General features: G+C 70.1%; 21 protein-coding genes and 1 pseudogene. 7 read left to right on the top strand and 15 right to left on the bottom strand.

The features are described 5' to 3' along the window. From VHD82_RS15650 to dop, 6 genes and pseudogenes are all read right to left on the bottom strand, one after another. A pseudogene (locus VHD82_RS15650) lies at window positions 1-198 on the bottom strand (WYL domain-containing protein); the annotation flags it as partial. A 94-nt stretch (window positions 199-292) separates the two neighbouring features. After that, a complete protein-coding gene (pafA, locus tag VHD82_RS15645) occupies window positions 293-1,651 on the bottom strand; it encodes a Pup--protein ligase (protein ID WP_325703321.1) in 1,359 nt (452 codons plus the stop codon). A 207-nt stretch (window positions 1,652-1,858) separates the two neighbouring features. Further along, window positions 1,859-2,611, bottom strand: coding sequence for a proteasome subunit alpha (prcA, locus tag VHD82_RS15640; protein WP_325703318.1), 753 nt, complete (start codon window positions 2,609-2,611; stop codon window positions 1,859-1,861). A 37-nt stretch (window positions 2,612-2,648) separates the two neighbouring features. Next, on the bottom strand, window positions 2,649-3,500 hold the full coding sequence (prcB, locus tag VHD82_RS15635) for a proteasome subunit beta (RefSeq protein ID WP_325703315.1): 852 nt from the start codon (window positions 3,498-3,500) through the stop codon (window positions 2,649-2,651). Window positions 3,501-3,598: 98 nt separating this feature from the next. Further along, window positions 3,599-3,790 carry a ubiquitin-like protein Pup gene (locus tag VHD82_RS15630; protein ID WP_325703312.1) on the bottom strand — a complete coding sequence of 64 codons (192 nt, stop codon included), beginning with the start codon at window positions 3,788-3,790 and terminating at the stop codon, window positions 3,599-3,601. 73 nt (window positions 3,791-3,863) lie between these two features. Further along, window positions 3,864-5,366 carry a depupylase/deamidase Dop gene (dop, locus tag VHD82_RS15625; RefSeq protein WP_325703309.1) on the bottom strand — a complete coding sequence of 501 codons (1,503 nt, stop codon included), beginning with the start codon at window positions 5,364-5,366 and terminating at the stop codon, window positions 3,864-3,866. A 102-nt stretch (window positions 5,367-5,468) separates the two neighbouring features. Here dop and VHD82_RS15620 point away from each other — a divergent pair, with 102 nt between their 5' ends. After that, the gene (locus VHD82_RS15620; RefSeq protein WP_325703306.1) at window positions 5,469-5,975 is read left to right on the top strand and encodes an NUDIX hydrolase; all 507 of its coding nucleotides are present in this window, start codon (window positions 5,469-5,471) and stop codon (window positions 5,973-5,975) included. Here the strand turns inward: VHD82_RS15620 and VHD82_RS15615 are convergent. From VHD82_RS15615 to arc, 4 genes are all read right to left on the bottom strand, one after another. Further along, the gene (locus tag VHD82_RS15615) at window positions 5,966-6,583 is read right to left on the bottom strand and encodes a hypothetical protein (RefSeq protein ID WP_325703303.1); all 618 of its coding nucleotides are present in this window, start codon (window positions 6,581-6,583) and stop codon (window positions 5,966-5,968) included. The two genes, VHD82_RS15620 and VHD82_RS15615, sit on opposite strands and share 10 nt — an antisense overlap. A 53-nt stretch (window positions 6,584-6,636) precedes the next feature. Then, window positions 6,637-7,467, bottom strand: coding sequence for an aldo/keto reductase (locus tag VHD82_RS15610; RefSeq protein ID WP_325703364.1), 831 nt, complete (start codon window positions 7,465-7,467; stop codon window positions 6,637-6,639). A 155-nt stretch (window positions 7,468-7,622) separates the two neighbouring features. Next, window positions 7,623-7,967, bottom strand: a complete 345-nt coding sequence (locus tag VHD82_RS15605) for a hypothetical protein (protein ID WP_325703300.1) — start codon at window positions 7,965-7,967, stop codon at window positions 7,623-7,625. A 92-nt stretch (window positions 7,968-8,059) separates the two neighbouring features. Continuing rightward, window positions 8,060-9,868 (bottom strand): proteasome ATPase, encoded by a 1,809-nt coding sequence (gene arc, locus VHD82_RS15600; RefSeq protein WP_325703297.1) that lies wholly within the window; start codon window positions 9,866-9,868, stop codon window positions 8,060-8,062. Window positions 9,869-10,399: 531 nt separating this feature from the next. Here arc and VHD82_RS15595 point away from each other — a divergent pair. Together VHD82_RS15595 and VHD82_RS15590 are read left to right on the top strand one after the other, a co-directional pair. Next, window positions 10,400-11,035 carry a hypothetical protein gene (locus tag VHD82_RS15595; RefSeq protein ID WP_325703294.1) on the top strand — a complete coding sequence of 212 codons (636 nt, stop codon included), beginning with the start codon at window positions 10,400-10,402 and terminating at the stop codon, window positions 11,033-11,035. A 39-nt stretch (window positions 11,036-11,074) separates the two neighbouring features. Then, window positions 11,075-11,839 (top strand): hypothetical protein, encoded by a 765-nt coding sequence (locus VHD82_RS15590; RefSeq protein ID WP_325703291.1) that lies wholly within the window; start codon window positions 11,075-11,077, stop codon window positions 11,837-11,839. A 64-nt stretch (window positions 11,840-11,903) separates the two neighbouring features. Here VHD82_RS15590 and VHD82_RS15585 read toward each other — a convergent pair whose 3' ends face one another. Both VHD82_RS15585 and VHD82_RS15580 read right to left on the bottom strand, forming a co-directional pair. Then, a complete protein-coding gene (locus VHD82_RS15585; protein WP_325703288.1) occupies window positions 11,904-12,728 on the bottom strand; it encodes a tRNA (adenine-N1)-methyltransferase in 825 nt (274 codons plus the stop codon). 61 nt (window positions 12,729-12,789) lie between these two features. Next, a complete protein-coding gene (locus VHD82_RS15580) occupies window positions 12,790-13,935 on the bottom strand; it encodes a site-2 protease family protein (protein WP_325703285.1) in 1,146 nt (381 codons plus the stop codon). Between the two features lie 196 nt (window positions 13,936-14,131). Between VHD82_RS15580 and VHD82_RS15575 the strand changes: the two genes are divergently transcribed. The 3 genes from VHD82_RS15575 (at window position 14,132) to VHD82_RS15565 (ending at window position 16,827) form a co-directional block, all read left to right on the top strand. Continuing rightward, the gene (locus tag VHD82_RS15575) at window positions 14,132-15,037 is read left to right on the top strand and encodes a RecB family exonuclease (protein WP_325703282.1); all 906 of its coding nucleotides are present in this window, start codon (window positions 14,132-14,134) and stop codon (window positions 15,035-15,037) included. 1 nt (window position 15,038) lies between these two features. Then, the gene (locus tag VHD82_RS15570; protein WP_325703280.1) at window positions 15,039-15,821 is read left to right on the top strand and encodes a thioesterase family protein; all 783 of its coding nucleotides are present in this window, start codon (window positions 15,039-15,041) and stop codon (window positions 15,819-15,821) included. A gap of 76 nt (window positions 15,822-15,897) precedes the next feature. Further along, a complete protein-coding gene (locus tag VHD82_RS15565) occupies window positions 15,898-16,827 on the top strand; it encodes a ParA family protein (protein ID WP_325703278.1) in 930 nt (309 codons plus the stop codon). A gap of 101 nt (window positions 16,828-16,928) precedes the next feature. On the opposite strand, the gene hisG is transcribed toward VHD82_RS15565, so the two are convergent. Further along, window positions 16,929-17,771, bottom strand: coding sequence for an ATP phosphoribosyltransferase (hisG, locus tag VHD82_RS15560; RefSeq protein ID WP_325703275.1), 843 nt, complete (start codon window positions 17,769-17,771; stop codon window positions 16,929-16,931). A gap of 13 nt (window positions 17,772-17,784) precedes the next feature. Further along, the gene (locus VHD82_RS15555) at window positions 17,785-18,048 is read right to left on the bottom strand and encodes a phosphoribosyl-ATP diphosphatase (protein WP_325703272.1); all 264 of its coding nucleotides are present in this window, start codon (window positions 18,046-18,048) and stop codon (window positions 17,785-17,787) included. A gap of 91 nt (window positions 18,049-18,139) precedes the next feature. On the opposite strand from VHD82_RS15555, the gene VHD82_RS15550 reads away from it, so the two are divergent. After that, window positions 18,140-18,946, top strand: a complete 807-nt coding sequence (locus VHD82_RS15550; RefSeq protein ID WP_414637519.1) for a class I SAM-dependent DNA methyltransferase — start codon at window positions 18,140-18,142, stop codon at window positions 18,944-18,946. A 29-nt stretch (window positions 18,947-18,975) separates the two neighbouring features. Here the strand turns inward: VHD82_RS15550 and VHD82_RS15545 are convergent, their stop codons facing one another. Next, the gene (locus VHD82_RS15545; protein ID WP_325703269.1) at window positions 18,976-19,665 is read right to left on the bottom strand and encodes an HAD family phosphatase; all 690 of its coding nucleotides are present in this window, start codon (window positions 19,663-19,665) and stop codon (window positions 18,976-18,978) included. Window positions 19,666-19,684: the final 19 nt, after the last annotated feature.

Raw genomic sequence — 19,684 nt, 5'->3', positions numbered from 1 at the left:
CAGCGGGATGCCGAGGTCGCGCAGCTCGGCCTTGTCCCGCTCGAACATCCGCTTGAACGCCTCGTCGGTGGCCTTGGACCCGTCCGCCGACTCGTAGCCCGGGACGGCGCTGCGGATGCGCTCGGCGGTGAGGAACTGGCGGGTGGACAGCAGGCAGATCACGAGGTTGACGAGTCGTTCCGCACGCCTGGCCGCCATGTCCTCGAAACTAATCCCTGACCGGCGGCGGCGGGCAGTGGCGCGCGCAGGGCTCGGGCTCGGCATACCGACAATCGTCCCAGACGTGACGTAGTCACATAGACGCGATGAGCTTCTCGACGCGCTCGTCGACACTGCGGAACGGGTCCTTGCACAGCACGGTGCGCTGCGCCTGGTCGTTCAGCTTCAGGTGCACCCAGTCGACCGTGAAGTCGCGCCCCGCGGCCTGCGCCGCCGCGATGAAGTCACCGCGCAGCTTCGCCCTGGTGGTCTGTGGCGGGGTGTCCTTCGCCAGCTCGATCTCGCCGTCGTCGGTGATGCGGCGGACGAGGCCCTTGCGCTGCAGCAGGTCGAAGATGCCGCGACCCCGCCGGATGTCGTGATAGGCGAGGTCGAGCTGGGCCACCCGGGGGCTGGACAGATCCAGCCCGTGCTTGGCCCGGTACCGCTCCACCAGCCGGTGCTTGATCGCCCAGTCGATCTCGGTGTCGATCTTGCTGAAGTCCTGCTCCTCGACCGCGTCCAGCGCGCGGCCCCACAGTTCGATCACGCGCTGCGCGGTGGGGCCCGAGTCGTTCGCCTTCACGTGCTGCACGGCGCGGCCGTAGTACTCACGCTGGATGTCCAGCGCCGAGGCCTCACGCCCGCCGGCCAGCCGCACGGGACGGCGGCCGGAGAGGTCGTGGCTGATCTCCCGGATCGCGCGGATCGGGTTGTCCAGGGTGAAGTCCCGGAACTGCACCCCCTGCTCGATCATCTCCAGCACCAGGTTCGCGGTGCCGACCTTCAGCAGCGTCGTGGGCTCGGCCATGTTCGAGTCGCCGACGATGACGTGCAGGCGCCGGTAGCGCTCGGCGTCGGCGTGCGGCTCGTCGCGGGTGTTGATGATCGGCCGCGACCGGGTTGTGGCGCTCGACACACCTTCCCAGATGTGTTCCGCCCGCTGGGAAAGGCAGTAGACCGCACCCCGCGGCGTCTGCAGGACCTTGCCCGCGCCACAGATCAGCTGGCGGGTGACGAGGAACGGCAGCAGCACGTCCGCGATCCGGGAGAACTCCCCCGCACGGGTGACGAGATAGTTCTCGTGGCAGCCGTAGGAGTTACCCGCGGAGTCGGTGTTGTTCTTGAACAGGAAGATGTCCCCGCCGATGCCCTCGTCGGCGAGCCGCCGCTCGGCGTCCACCAGCAGGTCTTCGAGGATCCGCTCCCCCGCCTTGTCGTGCGTGACCAGCTGCACCAGGTCGTCGCACTCGGCCGTCGCGTACTCCGGGTGCGAGCCCACGTCGAGGTAGAGCCGGGAACCGTTGGACAGGAACACGTTCGACGAGCGTCCCCAGGACACGACCCGCCGGAACAGGTACCGGGCCACCTCGTCCGGCGAAAGCCGGCGCTGCCCGTGGAAGGTGCACGTGACCCCGAACTCGGTCTCGATGCCAAAAATCCGCCGCTGCATCTCTCAATGCTAGGCGCTTTCGGCCCGCCAGAGGTGGGCCGTTCGGGCGTCGACACGCCGCGAACTTGATCGCCGGGCGTTTCCGGGCCGGTTCACCTGCGCGTTCGGCCGCCGGCGGCGCCTGTCGCGGGCCGGGCGTTTCCGGTCACCACGAACGAAACCGCCGCCCACACGCGGTGGACGGCGGCCCCTGTGACGAGCTCCGGCTCAACTGCCGTCGGAGTCGCCCTCGCCCTCGGCGGGCTTCTCGTCTTCGGGTGCCGGTTCGGGCTCGGCGGGCAGCAAAGCCTCCAGCGCCGCGCCGTTGATACGGCGGAACGTGCGGCGCGGGCGCTCCCGGTCGAGCACCGCGACCTCGAGCTTCGCCGGCCCGCTGTCGCCATTGCCCGTCGTTGCCGGGCGCAGCGCCTCGACAGCCAGGCGCAACGCCTGCTCCAGGCCCGCGCCCTCTTCGTAACTCTCCTTGAGCTTGTTGACCACCGGCTCGGTCTGCCCGCCCATGACCACGAACTGCGGCTCGTCGAAGATCGAACCGTCGTAGGTGAGCCGGAACAGCTGGTCCTCGGCCGGGGTGGCGCCCACCTCGGCCACGCAGATCTCCACCTCGTACGGCTTGAGCTGCTCGGTGAAGATGCTGCCCAGGGTGGCCGCGTAGGCGTTGGCCAGCGCACGCGCGGCCACGTCGCGGCGGTCGTACTGGTAGCCCTTGAGGTCGGCGTGCCGGATCCCGGCCACCCGCAGGTTCTCGTACTCGCTGTACCGGCCGACACCGGCGAAGCCGATCCGGTCGTAGATCTCGGAGAACTTGCGCAGCGTGGTGGACGGGTTCTCGGCGACGAACAGGATGCCGTTCGCGTACTTCAGGCCGACCACGCTGCGCCCGCGCGCGATGCCCTTGCGAGCGAGCTCCGAACGCTCGCGCATCAACTGCTCGGGAGAGGCGTACAGCGGCATCGTCACGGCGTGTGCTCCAAAGTGCTCGGGGGACGGTGGGGGTTCAGCTGCGGCCCTGTGCGGCCCGCTCGGCGCGGCCGTTGACCACGGCCTCGGCCACCGCAGCGGTCTGCTCGGTGGTCAGCTCGCGGGCGCCGTGCTCGGCGGTGATGGTGATCGCGGTGGGGAAGATCCGGCGGACCAGGTCCGGGCCACCGGTGGCGCTGTCGTCGTCGGCCGCGTCGTAGAGCGCTTCCACGGCCGTGCGGACGGCGGCCTCCTCGTCGGCGTCCGGGTCGTAGAGCTTCTTCAGCGCGCCCTTGGCGAACACCGAGCCGGAACCGATGGAGTGGAAGCCGGACCGCTCCTCGTACCGCCCGCCCGCGACGTCGTAGGAGACGATCCGGCCCGCGCGCTTGGGATCCTCGGCCTCGGGGTCGTAGCCGACGAAGAGCGGGAGCGCCGCCAGCCCCGCCATCGCCATCTCGAGGTTGCCCTTGACCATCGTGGCCAGCTTGTTCGTCTTGCCGTCCAACGACAGCGGGACGCCCTCGATCTTCTCGTAGTGGGCCAGTTCGACCGCGTAGAGCCGGACCAGTTCCACGCCGATCCCCGCGGCCCCGGCGATGCCGACCGCCGAGTACTCGTCGGCGACCAGGAGCTTTTCCATGTCCCGCGAGGCGATCAGGTTGCCTGAGGTGGCCCGCCGGTCGGCCGCGATGAGCACGCCGCCGGCGAAGGTGATCGCCACGATCGTCGTGCCGTGCGGCGTGTCCAGCTCCCGCGCGGCCGCGGTCGACGCCTGCCGGTTGCCCGGAAGCAGGTCAGGCGCCTGCATCCGGAGGAACTCGGCGAACGACGACGTCGTGGTCGAGAAGAACGCGGCGGGCAGCGAAGAACCCGAGGTCTGTTCCATACGTGCTCTTGATTCCCATCAACTCGAGTCAGTGGGCTTGCGAACCGGAGATGCGGACTACTGTGCCAATCCGACTTGGTGACGCCGGCGCCGGGCCGTCACTCGCCGCCCTTTTGGACGTAGGCACGCACGAAGTCCTCGGCGTTCTCCTCCAGGACGTCGTCGATCTCGTCGAGGATCGTGTCGACGTCCTCGCCGAGCTTCTCCCGGCGTTCCTGGCCGGCCGGGGCGGCATCGACTTCCGCGTCCGAGTCGCCGCCACCGTGCTTTTCGATCTTTTCCTGAGCCATCTCGCCTCCCGGTGAGCTGTTGGTTCCAGCCTACCCAGTGCCACCGACAATCGGGGTAACCCGACGGCCACGGCTAGTCGGACGCGGTCAGCGCCTCGACCAGCTCCACGGCCGTCGCCGATTCGTCCAGCAGCTTTCCCACGTGGGCTTTCGTGCCCCGCAGGGGTTCGAGGGTGGGAATGCGCACCAGCGATTCCCGGCCGACGTCGAAGATCACCGAATCCCACGAAGCGGCCGCGATCGACGTCGCGTACTTCTCCAGCGTGCGGCCACGGAAGTAGGCGCGGGTGTCCAGCGGCGGGTTGGTGATCGCCGCCTGCACCTCCTCCTCGGTGACCAGCCGCTTCATCGAGCCACGGGTGACCAGGCGGTTGTAGAGCCCCTTGCCCAGCCGCACGTCCGAGTACTGCAGGTCGACCAGGTGCAGCCGGGGCGCGCCCCAGTTGAGCTGGTCACGCTGGCGGTAGCCCTCCAGCAACCGCAGCTTGGCGGGCCAGTCCAGCCGGTCGGCGCACTCCTGCGGGTCCCGCGCCAGCGCGTCGAGGATCTCGCCCCAGACCCGCAGGACCTCCTTGGACTGCTCGTCGGCACCCTCACGCTCCAGGTGCGCGGCGGCCAGCTCGTGATAGGCGAACTGCAGGTCCAGCCCGGTGTACTTCTTGCCGCCCGCGACCGCGACCTTCGTCTTGAGCGTCGGGTCGTGGCTGATCTGGTGCACGGCGCGCACCGGCTCGTCCAGTTTGAGGTCGTCGAAGCGCTGGCCTGCCTCGATCATGTCGAGCACCAGCGCGGTGGTGCCGAGCTTGAGGTACGTGGAGTACTCGGCGAGGTTCGCGTCGCCGATGATCACGTGCAGCCTGCGGTACTTGTCCGCGTCGGCGTGCGGCTCGTCCCTGGTGTTGATGATGCCGCGCTTGAGGGTGGTCTCCAGGCCGACCTCGACCTCGATGTAGTCCGAGCGCTGGGACAGCTGGAAGCCGGCCTCCTCGCCCTGCGGGCCGACGCCGACCCGGCCGGAGCCGGTGATCACCTGGCGGGACGCGAAGAACGGGGTGAGCCCACCGATGACCGAGGTGAACGGCGTGGACCTGGACATCAGGTAGTTCTCGTGGGTGCCGTAGCTGGCGCCCTTGCCGTCCACGTTGTTCTTGTACAGCTGCAGGGGCGGCTGCCCGGGCACGGTGGCCGCCTTGATCGCGGCCTCCTCCATCACCCGCTCCCCCGCCTTGTCCCAGATCACCGCGTCCCGCGCGTTGGTGACCTCCGGCGCGGAGTACTCGGGGTGCGCGTGGTCGACGTAGAGCCGGGCCCCGTTGGTGAGGATGACGTTGGCCGCGCCGAGGTCCTCGACGTCGGGGTCGTGGCCTGGGCCGCCCGGCCCGGCCAGGTCGAAGCCCCGCGCGTCGCGCAGCGGGGACTCCACCTCGTAGTCCCAGCGTGCCCGGCGCGCCCGGGGGATATCGGCCGCGGCCGCGTAGGCCAGCACTACCTGTGTCGAGGTCAGCACCGGGTTCGCGGTCGCGTCTCCCGGCACCGCGATGCCGTACTCGACCTCGGTTCCCATGATCCGCCGCATGTACCAAGCCTACGGGTACCGGCTCGCCGGGGTGAGTGGCCCGCCGGTTGCGAGCGGGTAAACCACCCGGCCGCCCTAGTCTGCTCCGGGGAGGGAGGCCCGATGGGCGACGAGCTGGTGGCCGTCTACGACGAGGCCGGTGCGGTCGTCGGCAGCGCGACCAGGCAGGACATGCGGGCCCGCGGGCTGTGGCACGCGGCCGGCCAGGTGCTGGTGCTCTCCAGGGACGGTGAAAGCGCTTACGTGCACCGCCGTTCACCGGACAAGGACGTGTTCCCCGGGCTGTACGACTGCTGGGCCGGCGGGGTGGTCTCGGCCGGGGAAACCCCGCGGGAATGCGCTTACCGCGAACTGGCCGAAGAACTCGGGATTTCCGGCGTGCCACTGGAATCGCTGTTCACGCACGTGTTCGTGCAGCCGCCGCACCGCTGCCACACCTTCACGTTCTCGGTGCACTGGGACGGTCCGGTGGTGCTCCAGCCGGAGGAAATCACCTCGGGCGGCTGGATGTCGTTGGCGGAACTGGAAACCTGGGCGAAGGACCCGGCCAGCCCGTTCATCCCGGACGGCCGCGCGGGCGTCCTGGAGTGGTTCCGCCGCTACCGCTGAGCCGACGGGAGCTTGCCCGCGGCCAGCGGCGCGAGGCTTTTCACCGCGTCCGCGGCCCGGGTGCTCGTGCTGGCCGTGACCTGCAGGCCCGACAACACATGCCCGGAGGCGAGCAGCACCGTGCACGTCGTGCCCTCGCACCAGCCGCGGACGTCTTCCGCGCCCGCGGGCAGCGGCACGGTCAGCTTCTGCCCCGCGCACTGCACCTGCCCGAGCACGTCGGTGGCCGACTGCTCCAGGTATCCGGTGACCTGTTGCTTGAGCGAGGATCCGCTGCTGTAGAGCCAACTCGCGCCGCGCGGGTCGCCCGAAGGCACCGCCGCGAAGCAGGCCCCGTTCTCCGCTTCGGTCGTCGCGGCGTGCACGCCTTCGCCCGCCAGATCCTGCTTCGTCAGCACCGCCGCGACGACGTCGTCGACGACCACGCTGCGCGCGCTGCTGGCGGCCGCCTGTCCCGCCGGCGACGGCTGCGCGGCGGAAGCGGGTGGCGTGGTCGTGGTGGCCGGCGTCTTCTCGTAGTACGTCTCGAGGTCGTTCGGCCGGTCGGCGCAGCCGGTGACCCCGGTCAGCACAACGGCGGCCAGGATCGCCATCCGCTTGTGACGCACCGTGGCGACCCCCTTCTTGTCCGGTGGCTGGGCGCCGAGAGTATCCGAAGCCTTCAGCGCCAATGCAAAGAGGACCGGCGGCCCCAGTATTCGCCGGGCGGTTCGGCCATCGTGGCCAGCGAACGCAGCTCGGCTTCGGTCAGCTGCACCTTGGTGGCGGCCAGGTTCGCGGCCAGCTGGTCCGGGCTGGCCGGGCCCACGAGCACCGTGTCCGCCCACGGGCGCGCGAGTACCGCGGCGATGGCGATCGCGTCCGGCCCCGTCCCGTGCCGCGCGGCGATCCGCGCCAGCACCGGCGGCGGCTTCACCACCAGCCGTCCGTTGGCCAGGGTTTCCTTCACCAGCACCAGATTCCCGGCCGCGTGCGCCTCGGCCAGCGCCCGGCCCGCGGAGGGTTCGAGCAGATTCCAGGTGGACTGCACGGCCGTGAAGATCGGCCGCCCGGCGATCCGGAGGTCGAACGCCCGCCGGATCACCTCGCCCTGGCGCGGCCCGGACGTGGAGAACCCGACGCGGACCCCGTCGTCGGTCAGCGCGGAGAGCGCTCTCAGCAAGGGGTCGTCGGTGAACAGCGGGCTGTCCAGGGTCAGCGAGTGCACCTGGTAGAGGTTGATCGACTGGCCCAGCAGTGCGCGGCTTTCCGACCACTGCCGGGAAAAGCTGCTCGCCGAATGCTCCTTGACCTCGTGCATGGCCGCGTCCAGCCGCCAGGCGCCGACGTAGGTGTAGCCCCATTTGCTGGAGACGGTCAGGTCGCCGTGGCCTCGTTTTTCCAGCCAGTCCGCCAGGAACTCCTCGGCGCGCCCGTACGAGCGCGCCACGTCGATCCAGCGGATCCCGGCCCGGTAGGCCGCGTCCAGTACCGCGTAGGTGGTGCGCCGCATGGCGTCGACGGTGCGTTCCGGCGGCAGTTCCGACACCCTGCCCAGGTTGATGTAGGCGGGCCGGCCCACCGCGGCCAGGCCGAGTCCGATTCGCAGGACCTTGTCCCTTCTCTGCGCGAGGCATACACGGCGTTTATGCCACCCTTTGCAAGGTGTTATACCCCGTCGGCCCGTTGTCGGAGAATCTCCAGCCACTGCTGGGAGTTGAGCGCCTGGCGATGCAGCTTCTCCAGCCGGGCCGCGGGCGCGCGGACGTAGCCCTTGCCGAACACCGGAGCGATCTGCCGCAGGCTGGCGCCCTGCTCCCTGGCCGCGAGCAGCGCCCAGTCGGAAGCGTCGGCACAGGCCGCGGAGGCACGCCGCAACTCGCCGAGCACCGTGATCAGGTCGTCCGCGCTCAGCTGTCCGTAGCGGACGGCCTCGGCCGTATCTTCCAGCCAGGACAACACATCCGCCGCGGTGACCGGGGCACGCGGGTGGGCAGGCTCGGGTTCGCTCACGCGGCCAAGTATAGGCCGTTATACACCCGGCGGGCGATCACGACACGACGGCGGGGCCGCCCCGAAGGGACGGCCCCGCCGCGCATCGGTCGTTACAGGTACTGGCCGGTGTTGGTGGCCGTGTCGATCACCCGGCCGGAGTCCTGGTTCTTGCCGGTGACGAGCGTGCGGATATAGACGATCCGCTCGCCCTTCTTGCCGGAGATCCGGGCCCAGTCGTCCGGGTTGGTGGTGTTGGGCAGGTCCTCGTTCTCCGCGAACTCGTCGACGATCGCGTCCAGCAGGTGCTGCACGCGCAGGCCGGGCTGCTTGGTCTCCAGCACCGACTTGATCGCCGACTTCTTCGCCCGGTCCACGATGTTCTGGATCATCGCGCCCGAGTTGAAGTCACGGAAGTAGAGGATCTCCTTGTCCCCGTTGGCGTAGGTGACCTCGAGGAACCGGTTCTCGTCGGTCTCCTCGTACATCCGCTCGACGGTGTGCTGGATCATCGCGTCGATCGTGGCCTTGGTGTCCCCGCCGAACTCGGCGAGGTCGTCGGCGTGGATCGGCAGCCCGTCGGTGAGGTACTTGGAGAAGATGTCCTTCGCACCCTCGGCGTCCGGCCGCTCGATCTTGATCTTGACGTCCAGCCGGCCCGGCCGCAGGATCGCCGGGTCGATCATGTCCTCACGGTTGGAGGCGCCGATGACGATGACGTTCTCCAGCCCCTCCACACCGTCGATCTCCGCCAGCAGCTGCGGCACGATCGTGGTCTCCACGTCGGAGGACACCCCGCTGCCGCGGGTGCGGAAGATCGACTCCATCTCGTCGAAGAAGACGATCACCGGGGTGCCGCCGGAGGCCTTTTCCCGCGCCCGCTGGAAGATCAGGCGGATGCTGCGCTCGGTCTCGCCGACGAACTTGTTCAGCAGCTCCGGGCCCTTGATGTTGAGGAAGTACGACTTCGCCTCGGCGGCGCCGCCGTCACCCCTGGCCTCGGCGACCTTCTTGGCCAGCGAGTTGGCCACCGCCTTGGCGATCAGGGTCTTACCGCAACCGGGAGGACCGTAGAGCAGCACACCCTTGGGCGGGCGCAGCTCGTACTCGCGGTAGAGGTCGGCATGCAGGAAGGGCAGCTCCACCGCGTCGCGGATCTGCTCGATCTGCCGGAACAGGCCACCGATGTCCTCGTAGCGCACATCCGGGACCTCTTCCAGCACGAGGTCCTCGACCTCGGCCTTGGGGACCCGTTCGTAGGCGTAGCCCGCCTTCGAGTCGACCAGCAGTGAGTCGCCCGGCTTGAGCGGCTCGGCCGCCAGCGGGTCGGACAGCCACACCACTCGTTCCTCGTCGGCGTGCCCGACGACCAGCGCCCGGGAGCTGCCGCTCTCGGTCTCGGGGGCGAGCACCTCGCGGAGCGCGCACACCTCGCCGGTGCGCTCGAAGTCGCCACCCTCCACGACGGTCAGCGCTTCGTTCAGCCGCAGCGCCTGTCCGCGCTGCAGCCCTTCGATCTCCACCGCCGGCGACACGGAAACCCGCATCTTGCGCCCGGCCGTGAACACGTCGACGGTGTTGTCCTCATACGCCGCGACGAACACGCCGTACCCGCTCGGCGGCTGGGCGAGCCGGTCGACCTCTTCGCGAAGGGCGAGCAGCTGCCCGCGGGCCTCGCGCAGGGTTTCGACCAGCTTGCTGTTGCGCTCGGTGAGCTGGGCGACTCGTTCCGATGCTTCGGCGAGCCGTTGTTCCAGCACGCGGTTCTGGCGTGGCGAATCTGTCAGCTTCCTCCGCAGCAGCGCTACTTCCTCCTCGAGGAAACGCAGCTGCCGCGCCTGTTCGTCCGGCGTCGTTCCAGCTCCAGTCGTCTCTGAAGGGTCGGCTTCTTCATGCCGACCTCCGGGAAGGTCGTGTTGCATGTCGGCACCTCCTCGGAGTGCTTTTCATCCACGGTACCGGCGATCACCGACATGAAAAGCCCTATCCGCATCACAGGATCGGCGCGTCGCACGAAATGCACGAACGATCCGGAAGCACAAGAGCCCGTCAAGGTGCCCGGTCGGGGGGCGGGGAAACTACTCTGCGTAGAGCCTGGGCGACCCTCTGCGGCCGACGGGGTTGTGATCGATTCACGCATGTCACGGCCACCCAATCAAGGCTTTACAGGACCTTCATATATGAATTCCCTGGCCCAAAGCCGTTCAAACCAAAGGGATCCCGGGTCCGGAGCCGGATCGGGGGAGCGCTTCCCGCCGCCCGGCGCGAGGCGGACGCGGGCATCCCGCTACTCCACCCGGTGTACCGCTGATCACCTCGGTAACGGCGACGCTACGATCCTGGCGTAACGAGAACTTGGCCGGGTTTGAATTCAGCCTCACAGTGAACCGGATGGCCGTCCGGCGCGTCGAAGGCTCCGCGTTCACTCCGACACGACGAAGGGGCACCCGCTCATGACTCAGCCGCCGGCCGGTCAGTTCCCACAGCCGGGGCCGTACGGCCAGCCCGCGCAACCCGGCCCCTACGGCCCGCAGGCAGGCGGTTTCCCGCCGAGCGGCCCGCAGCCGCAGCCCGGCCACCCCGGCGCGCCCCAGCAGCCGTTCAACGCGTTCGCCGAGCCGCACCAGCAGGTTCGGCAGGATCCGTGGGGCCAGCCCCCCGGCGCGTTCCAGTCCTTCCCCGGCGGCGCCCCGGCGGGCCCGCCGCGCAAGAAGACCGGGCTGATCATCGGGATCGTGGTCGCCGTGGTGGTGATCGTCGCCGGTGGCGTCACGGCGTTGCTGGTGCTGACCGGAGGCGACGACACGAGCTCGCCCAAGGGCACCGCGCAGGCGGCCGTGGACGCGCTGAACAAGCGGGACGCGAAGGCGTACGCGGCACTGGTGTGCACCGCGCCGAAGCAGTCCGACGTGGACCAGCTGGCCCAGGAATGGCAGAAGGCAACGGATCTGCACGCCACGGTCTCCGGCGACGCGACGGTGACCGGCAGCACGGCGAAGGTCCCGGTGACCGTGACGCAGAGCGGTGAGACCAAGACCAGCGACATCCCGCTGAAACAGCAAGACTCGAAGTGGTGCATCGATGACTGACGAGCACGGCAAGCAGCAGGCACGAGGGGGTACCGACCGATGACTTATCCGCCGCAGCAGCCGGGGCAGCCCGGCCAGTGGGGGCCGGGCGGCCAGGGCGGTTCCGGACAGCCGGGGCCGTACGGTCCCGGTGGCCAGGGCGGCCAGCCGGGCCAGCCGGGTCCGTACGGCCAGCAGCCCGGCGGCCCGTACCCGCCGAGCGGCCCGCAGCCGCAGCCGGGCTACCCCGGTGGCCCGACGCAGCAGTTCGGCCAGCCCGGCGGCGGGTATCCCGGCTTCCCCGGCGGCCCCGGCGGTGAGCCGCCGAAGAAGCGCACCGGGCTGATCATCGGCATCATCGTGGCCGTGGTCATCCTGGTCGGCGGCGGCGTGACCGCGCTGATCCTGCTCACCGGCAAGGACGACAACAACAACGCCGCCCCGCCGCCGGCCAGCAGCAGCAAGCCGGCGCCCAGCAGCAGCAAGAAGTCGAGCAGCCCGTCGAGCACGAAGAGCTCCAGCTCCGGCACTCCCGCGGCGGGCGGCAAGGACACCCCGGAGGCGACCGCGCAGGCGGTGGCCGACGCGTATGTCGCGGCGGACCAGCAGGCGCTGCAGGACACCGTGTGCCTGAGCACGGGCCAGACCGCGCCGAACATCCCCTCGGGCATCACGGTGACGATCACCGGTTCGGCGGAGAAGGTCGACGACGAGACCGCGCTGGTTCCGGCGACGGCGAAGGGTCCCGGTGGCACGAAGGACTTCGAGATCGGCCTCAAGTACGAGGGCGGCGTCTGGTGCTACGCGGGCGACAAGACGAGCTGACCCACAGCGCACGAACGGCCCCGGCCCCGCCACGGCGGTGCCGGGGCCGTGTGCCGTGAAAGCGCTATCCGCGGGTGGGGCGGCGCTGGGGCCGGGGCGGGGTGACGCCGTCGGCGAGGCGACGGGTGGTGAGCAGGAACGCGGTGTGCGCGATCATCCGGTGCTCGGGGCGCACGGCCAGGCCCACTACGTGCCAGGGCCGCACCAGGCTTTCCCATGCCTCGGGCTCGGTCCAGCATTTCTGTTCCCGCAACGCCTCCGTCACCTTCGACAGCTGCGTCACGGTGGCCACGTAGATCACCAGCACCCCGCCGGGCACCAGGTTCTCGTAGACCGTGTCCAGCACGTCCCACGGCGCCAGCATGTCCAGCACCACCCGGTCCACCTCGCCGGTGTGCGTGGCGAGGTCGGCCACCTTCAGCTCCCAGTTCCCCGGGCGCTCGCCGAAGAACTTCTCCACGTTCTTCACCGCGTGCACGGCGTGGTCGTCGCGCACCTCGTAGGAGGTCACGCTGCCCCCGGGGCCGACAGCCCGCAGCAGCGAACAGGTCAGCGCGCCGGATCCGGCGCCGGCCTCCAGCACCCGCGCGCCGGGGAAGATGTCGCCCCACATCACGATCTGCGCCGCGTCCTTGGGGTAGATCACCTGCGCGCCGCGCGGCATGGACAGCACGTAGTCCGCCAGCAGCGGCCGCAGGGCCAGGTACGAGGTGCCACCGCCGGAGGTGATCACCGAGCCTTCCGGCTTCCCGATCAGCTCGTCGTGCCGCAGCGCGCCGCGATGGGTGTGGTACTCCTCCCCCTCCGCGAGCACAAGCGTGTAGTGCCGCCCCTTGGGGTCGGTCAACTGCACCCTGTCGCCGGGACTGAACGGCCCGCTAGCCGACACTGAACCTCCATCGTCGTGACGAACGCAGCGTCCGATCCTGTCAGATCGTGCCTGGAGGGGTTCAGTGGGGACGGCGGGCGAGCGCGGCGCGCAGATCCTCGCGGCGCAGCACGCCGGCGGGCCTGCCTTCCTCGTCCACCACGAGGAACTGCCAGGCAGCGGTCTCCCGGACCCGTTCGGCGACGTCCTCGCCGGACTCCGAAGACAACAGGACCGTCTCTGCGCGGATCGGCTCGGCCGCGAGTTCGGCCGGGGCTTGCGGCGATGTTCCCGCCAGCCGCTGCGCCTCGGTCTCATCGAGCAGCCCGGCCGCCACGCCGTCGGCGCGCACCAGCACGACACCCCGGCCCGCGGACGCGGCCAGCGCGTCCGACACCGGGCTCTCCGCGGGCAGCTGCAACACCGGGCGCACGATGTCCGCGATCTCCAGGCCTTCGGGCCAGCTGCGGTTGGTCTCCGCTGCCAGCTCACCGCCCGCGCCCATCGCGACGAACCACGCCGTGACCACGCAGACACCCAGCCGCAGCCACCGGTCCTCGCTGCCGGCGACCATCCCGAAGATCGCCCACAGCAGCAGCCCGGCGGCGACGATGCCACCGCCGAACACCGCGGCCCTGGTGCCCTTGGCCCTGGTCCCGGTCAGCGCCCACACACCGGCGCGCAGCATCCGGCCGCCGTCCAGCGGGAGCCCGGGCAGCAGGTTGAACACGCCGACCGCGAGATTGGCCACGGCGCATTCGGCGACCAGCAGCCACACCGCGCCACCGCCCGGCACGGCGAGCATCAGCAGCGCGCAGAACGCGGCCAGCAGCACGGACACGATCGGCCCCGCGGCCGCGACCAGGCCCTCCTGCCGGGGTTCGCGCGGGGTTCTGGCCACTTCGGACAGTCCACCGAGCAGGAACAGGCGCAGCCTGCGCACCGGGATGCCGAGCCGGAGCGCGACGACGCAGTGGCCGAGCTCGTGCGCGAGCACCGACATGCCGAGCAGGATCGCGAACGCCGCCGACAGCGTCCACGACGTGGCGGCCCCCGCGTCCGGCAGCAGCCTGCCGACCAGTGGTTCGTACAGCACGATGACCACCAGCGAGCCGATCCACCACGAGGGTGCGAGCAGCACCGGCACGTCCTGGAGCCGGAACAGCAGCAGGCCGCCGTCGGCGGCGGTGAAAAACCGCCTTGGCTGGTGCTGACTGGTCGCGGACATCCTCAAAGGGTAGAACGCGGGGTGTGGGGGCTCCGTGACGGACGCGCTCACGCGGCGGACGCGGCAAGCCGCGGCCGCGTCATGACGTCGGTCGGCGCGGCGTTGAATGGTTCACTCGCAAGCTCGCTCACGCGTGGTGGTCGTCTCCCGCGTGCCTGGCCCGGAACTGTCGGTGCGCTGCCCTAGGGTGGCTGCCATGGCACAGACCGCCACCGAAGCGCCCGCCGCCGGCTCCCCCGTCGAGCCGGCCGGTGAGCGTCCCGTGCGCCGGCCGGCGCTGTCCCCGTCCCGGGCGAGCGATTTCAAGCAGTGCCCGCTGCTCTACCGCTTCCGCGCGGTGGACAGGCTCCCCGAAGCCCCGACCAAGGCCCAGCTGCGCGGCACCCTCGTGCATTCGGTGCTGGAGCGGTTGTTCGCGCTCCCCCAGCGCGACCGGCTCCCTGCCCGGGCCAAGGAGCTGCTCGAACCGGCATGGTCTCAGCTGTCGGGGGACCGTCCGGAATGGACGGAGCTGTTCGACGGCGAGGACCCGGCCCAGGTCACCGATTGGCTTGGCAGCGCCGAAAAACTGCTCGACAGCTACTTCGCGCTGGAAGACCCGACGCGCCTGCAGCCCGAGGCCTGTGAGCTGCACGTGGAGATAGAGCTGGACTCCGGGGTCCGGCTGCGCGGTTACGTCGACCGGCTGGATGTGGCGCCGACCGGCGAGATCCGGGTGGTCGACTACAAGACGGGTGCCGCGCCGCGCGAGATCGGCGAGGCCAAGGCGATGTTCCAGATGAAGTTCTACGCGGTGGTGCTGTGGCGGCTGCGCGGGGTCGTGCCGCGGCAGCTGAAGCTGATGTACCTGACCGACGGGCAGTCGCTGGCCTACACCCCGGACGAGCCGGAGCTGCGCCGGTTCGAGCGCACGCTGGAGGCGATCTGGCAGGCGATCCTCAAGGCGGGCAAGACCGGTGACTTCCGGCCGAGCCCGAGCCGGCTGTGCGACTGGTGCGCGCATCAGGCGCTGTGCCCGTCGTTCGGCGGCACGCCACCGGAGTATCCCGGCTGGCCCGAACCCGACCCCGGGGAGGAGAGCCCGCTGGACCGGGCGGACTGACATGGCTGAGAACGCTTTCTACCTGCCCCGTGGCGAGGGCCGGTTCCTGCCGACCGCGCACACCGCGGGCCCGTGGACGCCCGACGCCCAGCATTTCGGGCCGCCGTCTTCGCTGCTCGTGCGTGCGCTGGAGGAATTGCCACGCGCTTGGGAGGGCGAGCTGGCGCGGGTCACCGTGGAGATCCTCGGCCCGGCCCCGCTGACAGAGCTGTCCGTGCGCGCGCGGGTCGAGCGTCCCGGCCGGTCGCTGGAACTGCTCAGCGCCGAGCTGGCCTCGGGCGAGCGCACCGTGGCACGCGCGTCCGCCTGGCGGGTCGTCGGCAGTGACACCAGTGAGGCGGCCACCACCATCGAACCGGACAACTGGCCGCCGCCGGAGCACTGCCCGCTCGCGGACTGGCCGGCGGACTGGCACGGCGGCTACCTCGACGCGATGGAATGGCGCACGGTGGCGGGCAGCGTCGTCGAACCGGGCCCGGCCGCGGTCTGGGCACGGCAGCGGGTCCCGCTGGTCGAGGGCGAGGAGCCGACTCCGCTGCAGCGGCTGTTCGCGGTGGCCGATTCGGGCAACGGCGTGTCGAACGTGCTGGACGCCGCCGGCTGGTGGTTCATCAACAGCGAGCTGACCGTGCACCTGCACCGCGCCCCGGCAGGCGAGTGGATCGGGCTCGACGCCGTCACCACGATCGGCCCGCGAGGCGTGGGCGCGGCGGAGTCCACGCTGCGCGACCTCGGCGGGCCGGTCGCGTCCGGAGCACAGGCGCTGATGGTCCGGACCCGCTGACACGCGGCCCGCATCCCCCGCCTGGGGCCCGAGATCGATTAACGTGGCCGGCAACGACGAACCTGGGAGCTCTCGCGTGCAGATCACCTCGGTGGTCAACCAGAAAGGCGGCGTCGGCAAGACGGCGCTGACCGTGGGCGCCGCTGCGGCGCTCGCCGAACGCGGGCGCCGGGTGCTGCTCATCGACCTGGACCCGCAGGGCCACGCCACGACGGAGATGCTGGGCCTGCCCGAGGCGGCGCCACAGGCGCCGAGCCTCGCCAAGGCCCTCACCAAGGTGTGGAAGGGCCCGATCGAGGACCTGATCGTCCCGCATCCGCGCAGCAACATCGGGCCGGGCGGGGCGTTCGACGTCATTCCCACCTCGCCGGGGATGTTCGACCTCATCCGCAGGCTGGACGCGTTCCGGGTGCCGGGCTGGCAACTGGCCAGGGTCATCCAGTTCGCCAACTACGACCATGTGCTGATCGACTGCCCGCCGGCGCTGGACGTGCTGACCAACAACGCGCTGGCCGCCACGCACGGGATCCTGGTGCCGGTGCAGCCCGATCGCACGAGCATCCGCGCGCTGCGCCTGCTCAACGACCAGATCGTCTACGTGCAGCAGGCGGTGAACCGGGAACCGATCCCGTACTTCGGCGTGGTGCCCGGCCTCTACCGGCGGCCGATGTCCACTTACGCGGCCGCGGCGCTGAACGAGCTGGCAGGGTTCGGATACCCGCTGCTCTCGCACGTACCCCTGGGCGTGGTGATGAACGAGGCGGCCGCGCACGGTATGCCGGTGACGACGTTCGCCCCGGAGACCACGCAGGCGGTGGCGTTCCGGCAGATCGCGGAAGTGCTCGACGACCACTTCGTCCGCAGCCCGAACCCCTCCCCGGTGCCGATCGCGGACGAGTTCGTGTTCGAGGACTTCATCAAGGAAGTCTCGAAAACCCGCAGCACCAACGACAACGGCGCCCGCAAGAAGCTCTACGACCTCCTGCCGAAGAAGCCGCAGAGCTAGTTCGGCCACCCAAGGCCCTGCCCGACCACCCAGCGCCTCTGCCCGATCACCCAAGGCTCTGCCCGTGCGTTTGCACCCCGCACGGGCAGAGCCCGGGCCCCTCAGAGCCGGCAGGACCTGATGTCGGAGGCCAGGATCGCCTTGGTGCCGGCGTCGGCCAGCTCGTCCATGATCCGGTTGACCTCCTTGCGCGGCACCATCGCGCGCACGGCGACCCAGTCCGGGTCGGCCAGCGGAGCCACCGTCGGCGACTCCAGCCCAGGGGTGATCGCCATCGCGCGGTCGAGCAGTTCGCGCGGGCAGTCGTAGTCGAGCATCATGTACTGCTGCGCGAACACCACCCCCTGCAACCGCGCGGTGAGCTGGGACTTCCGCTTCCCCGCCGGGGCGCCGCTGCGCTGCACGAGCACCGCCTCCGACACGCAGATCGGGTCCCCGAACGCGACCAGGTTGTGCTGGCGCAGGGATCGCCCGGTCTCCACCACGTCGGCCACCGCGTCGGCGACGCCGAGCTGCACCGAAATCTCCACCGCGCCGTCGAGCCGGATGACCTGCGCCTCCACCCCGTGCTTGCGCAGATCCTCGCGCACCAGGTTGGGGAACGACGTGGCCACGCGCCTGCCCGCGAGATCGGCCGGCTTCCAGTCCTGGCCGGCGGGCCCGGCGTAGCGGAAGGTGGACGCGCCGAAACCGAGCGCCAGCGTCTCCTCCACCTCGGCCCCGGAGTCGATCGCCAGGTCCCGGCCGGTGATGCCGAGGTCGAGCTCGCCGTTGCCGACGTAGATCGGGATGTCCTTGGGGCGCAGGAAGAAGAACTCGACCTCGTTGGCCTGGTCGAGCACGGTCAGGTCGCGGTCATGTCGGCGGCGGTAGCCCGCCTCGCCGAGCATCTCCGACGCCGGCTCCGCCAGCGCGCCCTTGTTCGGCACCGCAACCCGCAGCATGCCCTTCAACTCCCTAGAGATAACGGTAGACGTCCTCGGTGCTGAGCCCGCGACCGAGCATCAGCACCTGGACCCGGTACAACAGCTGTGAGATCTCCTCGGCCAGCCGGTCGTCCGATTCGTGCTCGGCGGCGATCCACACCTCGCCGGCCTCCTCGAGCACCTTCTTGCCCTGCGCGTGCACCCCGCCGTCCAATGCGGTCACGGTGCCCGACCCGGCGGGGCGGGTCCGCGCGCGCTCGGTCAGCTCGGCGAACAGCTCATCGAAGGTCTTCACGGTCTGTAGATCCTTCCATCCACCCGGTCAAAGGTTGACACCGGGGCCGAACTCCACTTGCCTGGAATTGCCACGCACGAAACCGACGAGAATGGAAAGAAGTGAGATGGCCAGCCACGATTTTCCCGCCGGAAAACTCCCCGAAACCTCGCTGGAGATCAGGCTTCCCCAGCGTTCCGACCGGCTCGACCAGGACGCCGAACATTGCTCCGTTCTGGTGAACGGATCGTGGCAGGACATCCGTTTTCACGACTACGCGCGCATTTACCGCATTCCCGGGCTCTACGAGCAACTGTTCCACGACATTCTCGACTGCCAGTCACCGGACGTGATCGGCAAGGTGCTCAAGGAGGAACTGCAGCGGGGCGGTTACGAGCCGGACAGCCTGCGGGTACTGGATCTGGGCGCGGGCAACGGGCTGGTCGGAGAGCAGCTGCGCCGGCTCGGCCCAGCGCATCTCGTCGCCGTGGACATCATCCCGGAGGCGCGTGAGGCCGCGCTGCGTGACCGGCCCGACGTCTACGACGCCTACCACGTGGCCGACATGACGGCGCTGCCACCGGAACTGGACGCGGACCTGCGCGCCGCGCGGTTCAACACGCTGTGCTGCGTGGCGGCGCTCGGTTTCGCCGACATCCCGCCGGCCGCGTTCAGCGCCGCCTTCAACCTGATCTCCGACCGCGGCTGGATCGCGTTCAACATCCGGGACCGTTTTCTTTCCGATGACGACACCTCCGGCTTCGCGACGTTCATCCGGCGGCTGCGCGACGAGGGCGTGCTGGAATTGCTGAGCTCGATCCGATATCAGCATCGCCGGAATGTCAACGGCGAACCGCTTTACTACGTGGCACTGGTCGGCCGGAAACACGCCGACATCCCGGCGGAATTCCTCGATTAATCCCGCAATTGTGTCCGGGCGCGCGATTTTCAGCGCCCCGTCACGAACAGGGCATGCAACGCGGGCGCGTCGAGGCCGACCAGTGAACCGCGGAACACCCGCCGCGCACCGGCCTCGACGGGCACGTCGTTGGGCACCACCAGCACCAGGCAGCCGGCCGCGACAGCGGACTCGGTGCCCGGTTTCGAGTCCTCCACCGCCAGGCAGCGGGCCGGGTCGGCGCCGAGCAGCCGGGCCGCGCGCAGGTACGGCTCGGGGTCCGGCTTGTTGCGTCCGTCCACCTCGTCCCCGCACACGGTCACGTCGAAGAACTCCCGGCCGATCGTGTTCAGCGCGAGCTCGGTCAGCGACCGTTCGGTGGACGTGACGAGCGCGGACGCCAGCCCGCCGGCCCGGACGGCGGCCAGCGCTTCGCGGGCACCGGGCCGCCACGGCAGCGCGTCGCCGAACAGATCGGCCGTGCGGTCCCGGATCCACGAGCCGGTGTCCGCGACCCGCTCCGGTGTCGTGTCGTGCCCGGTGACTTCGAGCAGGTAGCGGGCGGTGGCGTCCATGTTGGAACCAACGAGGGTGAGGCGCTGCTCCTCGCTGAGCGTGCCGCCGAGCCAGTCCGCCGCCTCGTACAGCGCGACGTCCCAGAGCTTCTCCGAGTCGACCAGCGTGCCGTCCATGTCCCACAGCACAGCGGCCGGGCCGTCCTCAGTGGACGGTCGAGTCAAGTGATCCTCCTGAAGATCG

The sequence above is a fragment of the Amycolatopsis sp. genome, from assembly GCF_035546795.1.
Taxonomy (GTDB): Bacteria; Actinomycetota; Actinomycetes; order Mycobacteriales; family Pseudonocardiaceae; genus Amycolatopsis_E.
This window is presented reverse-complemented; position numbering and strand designations above follow the sequence as displayed.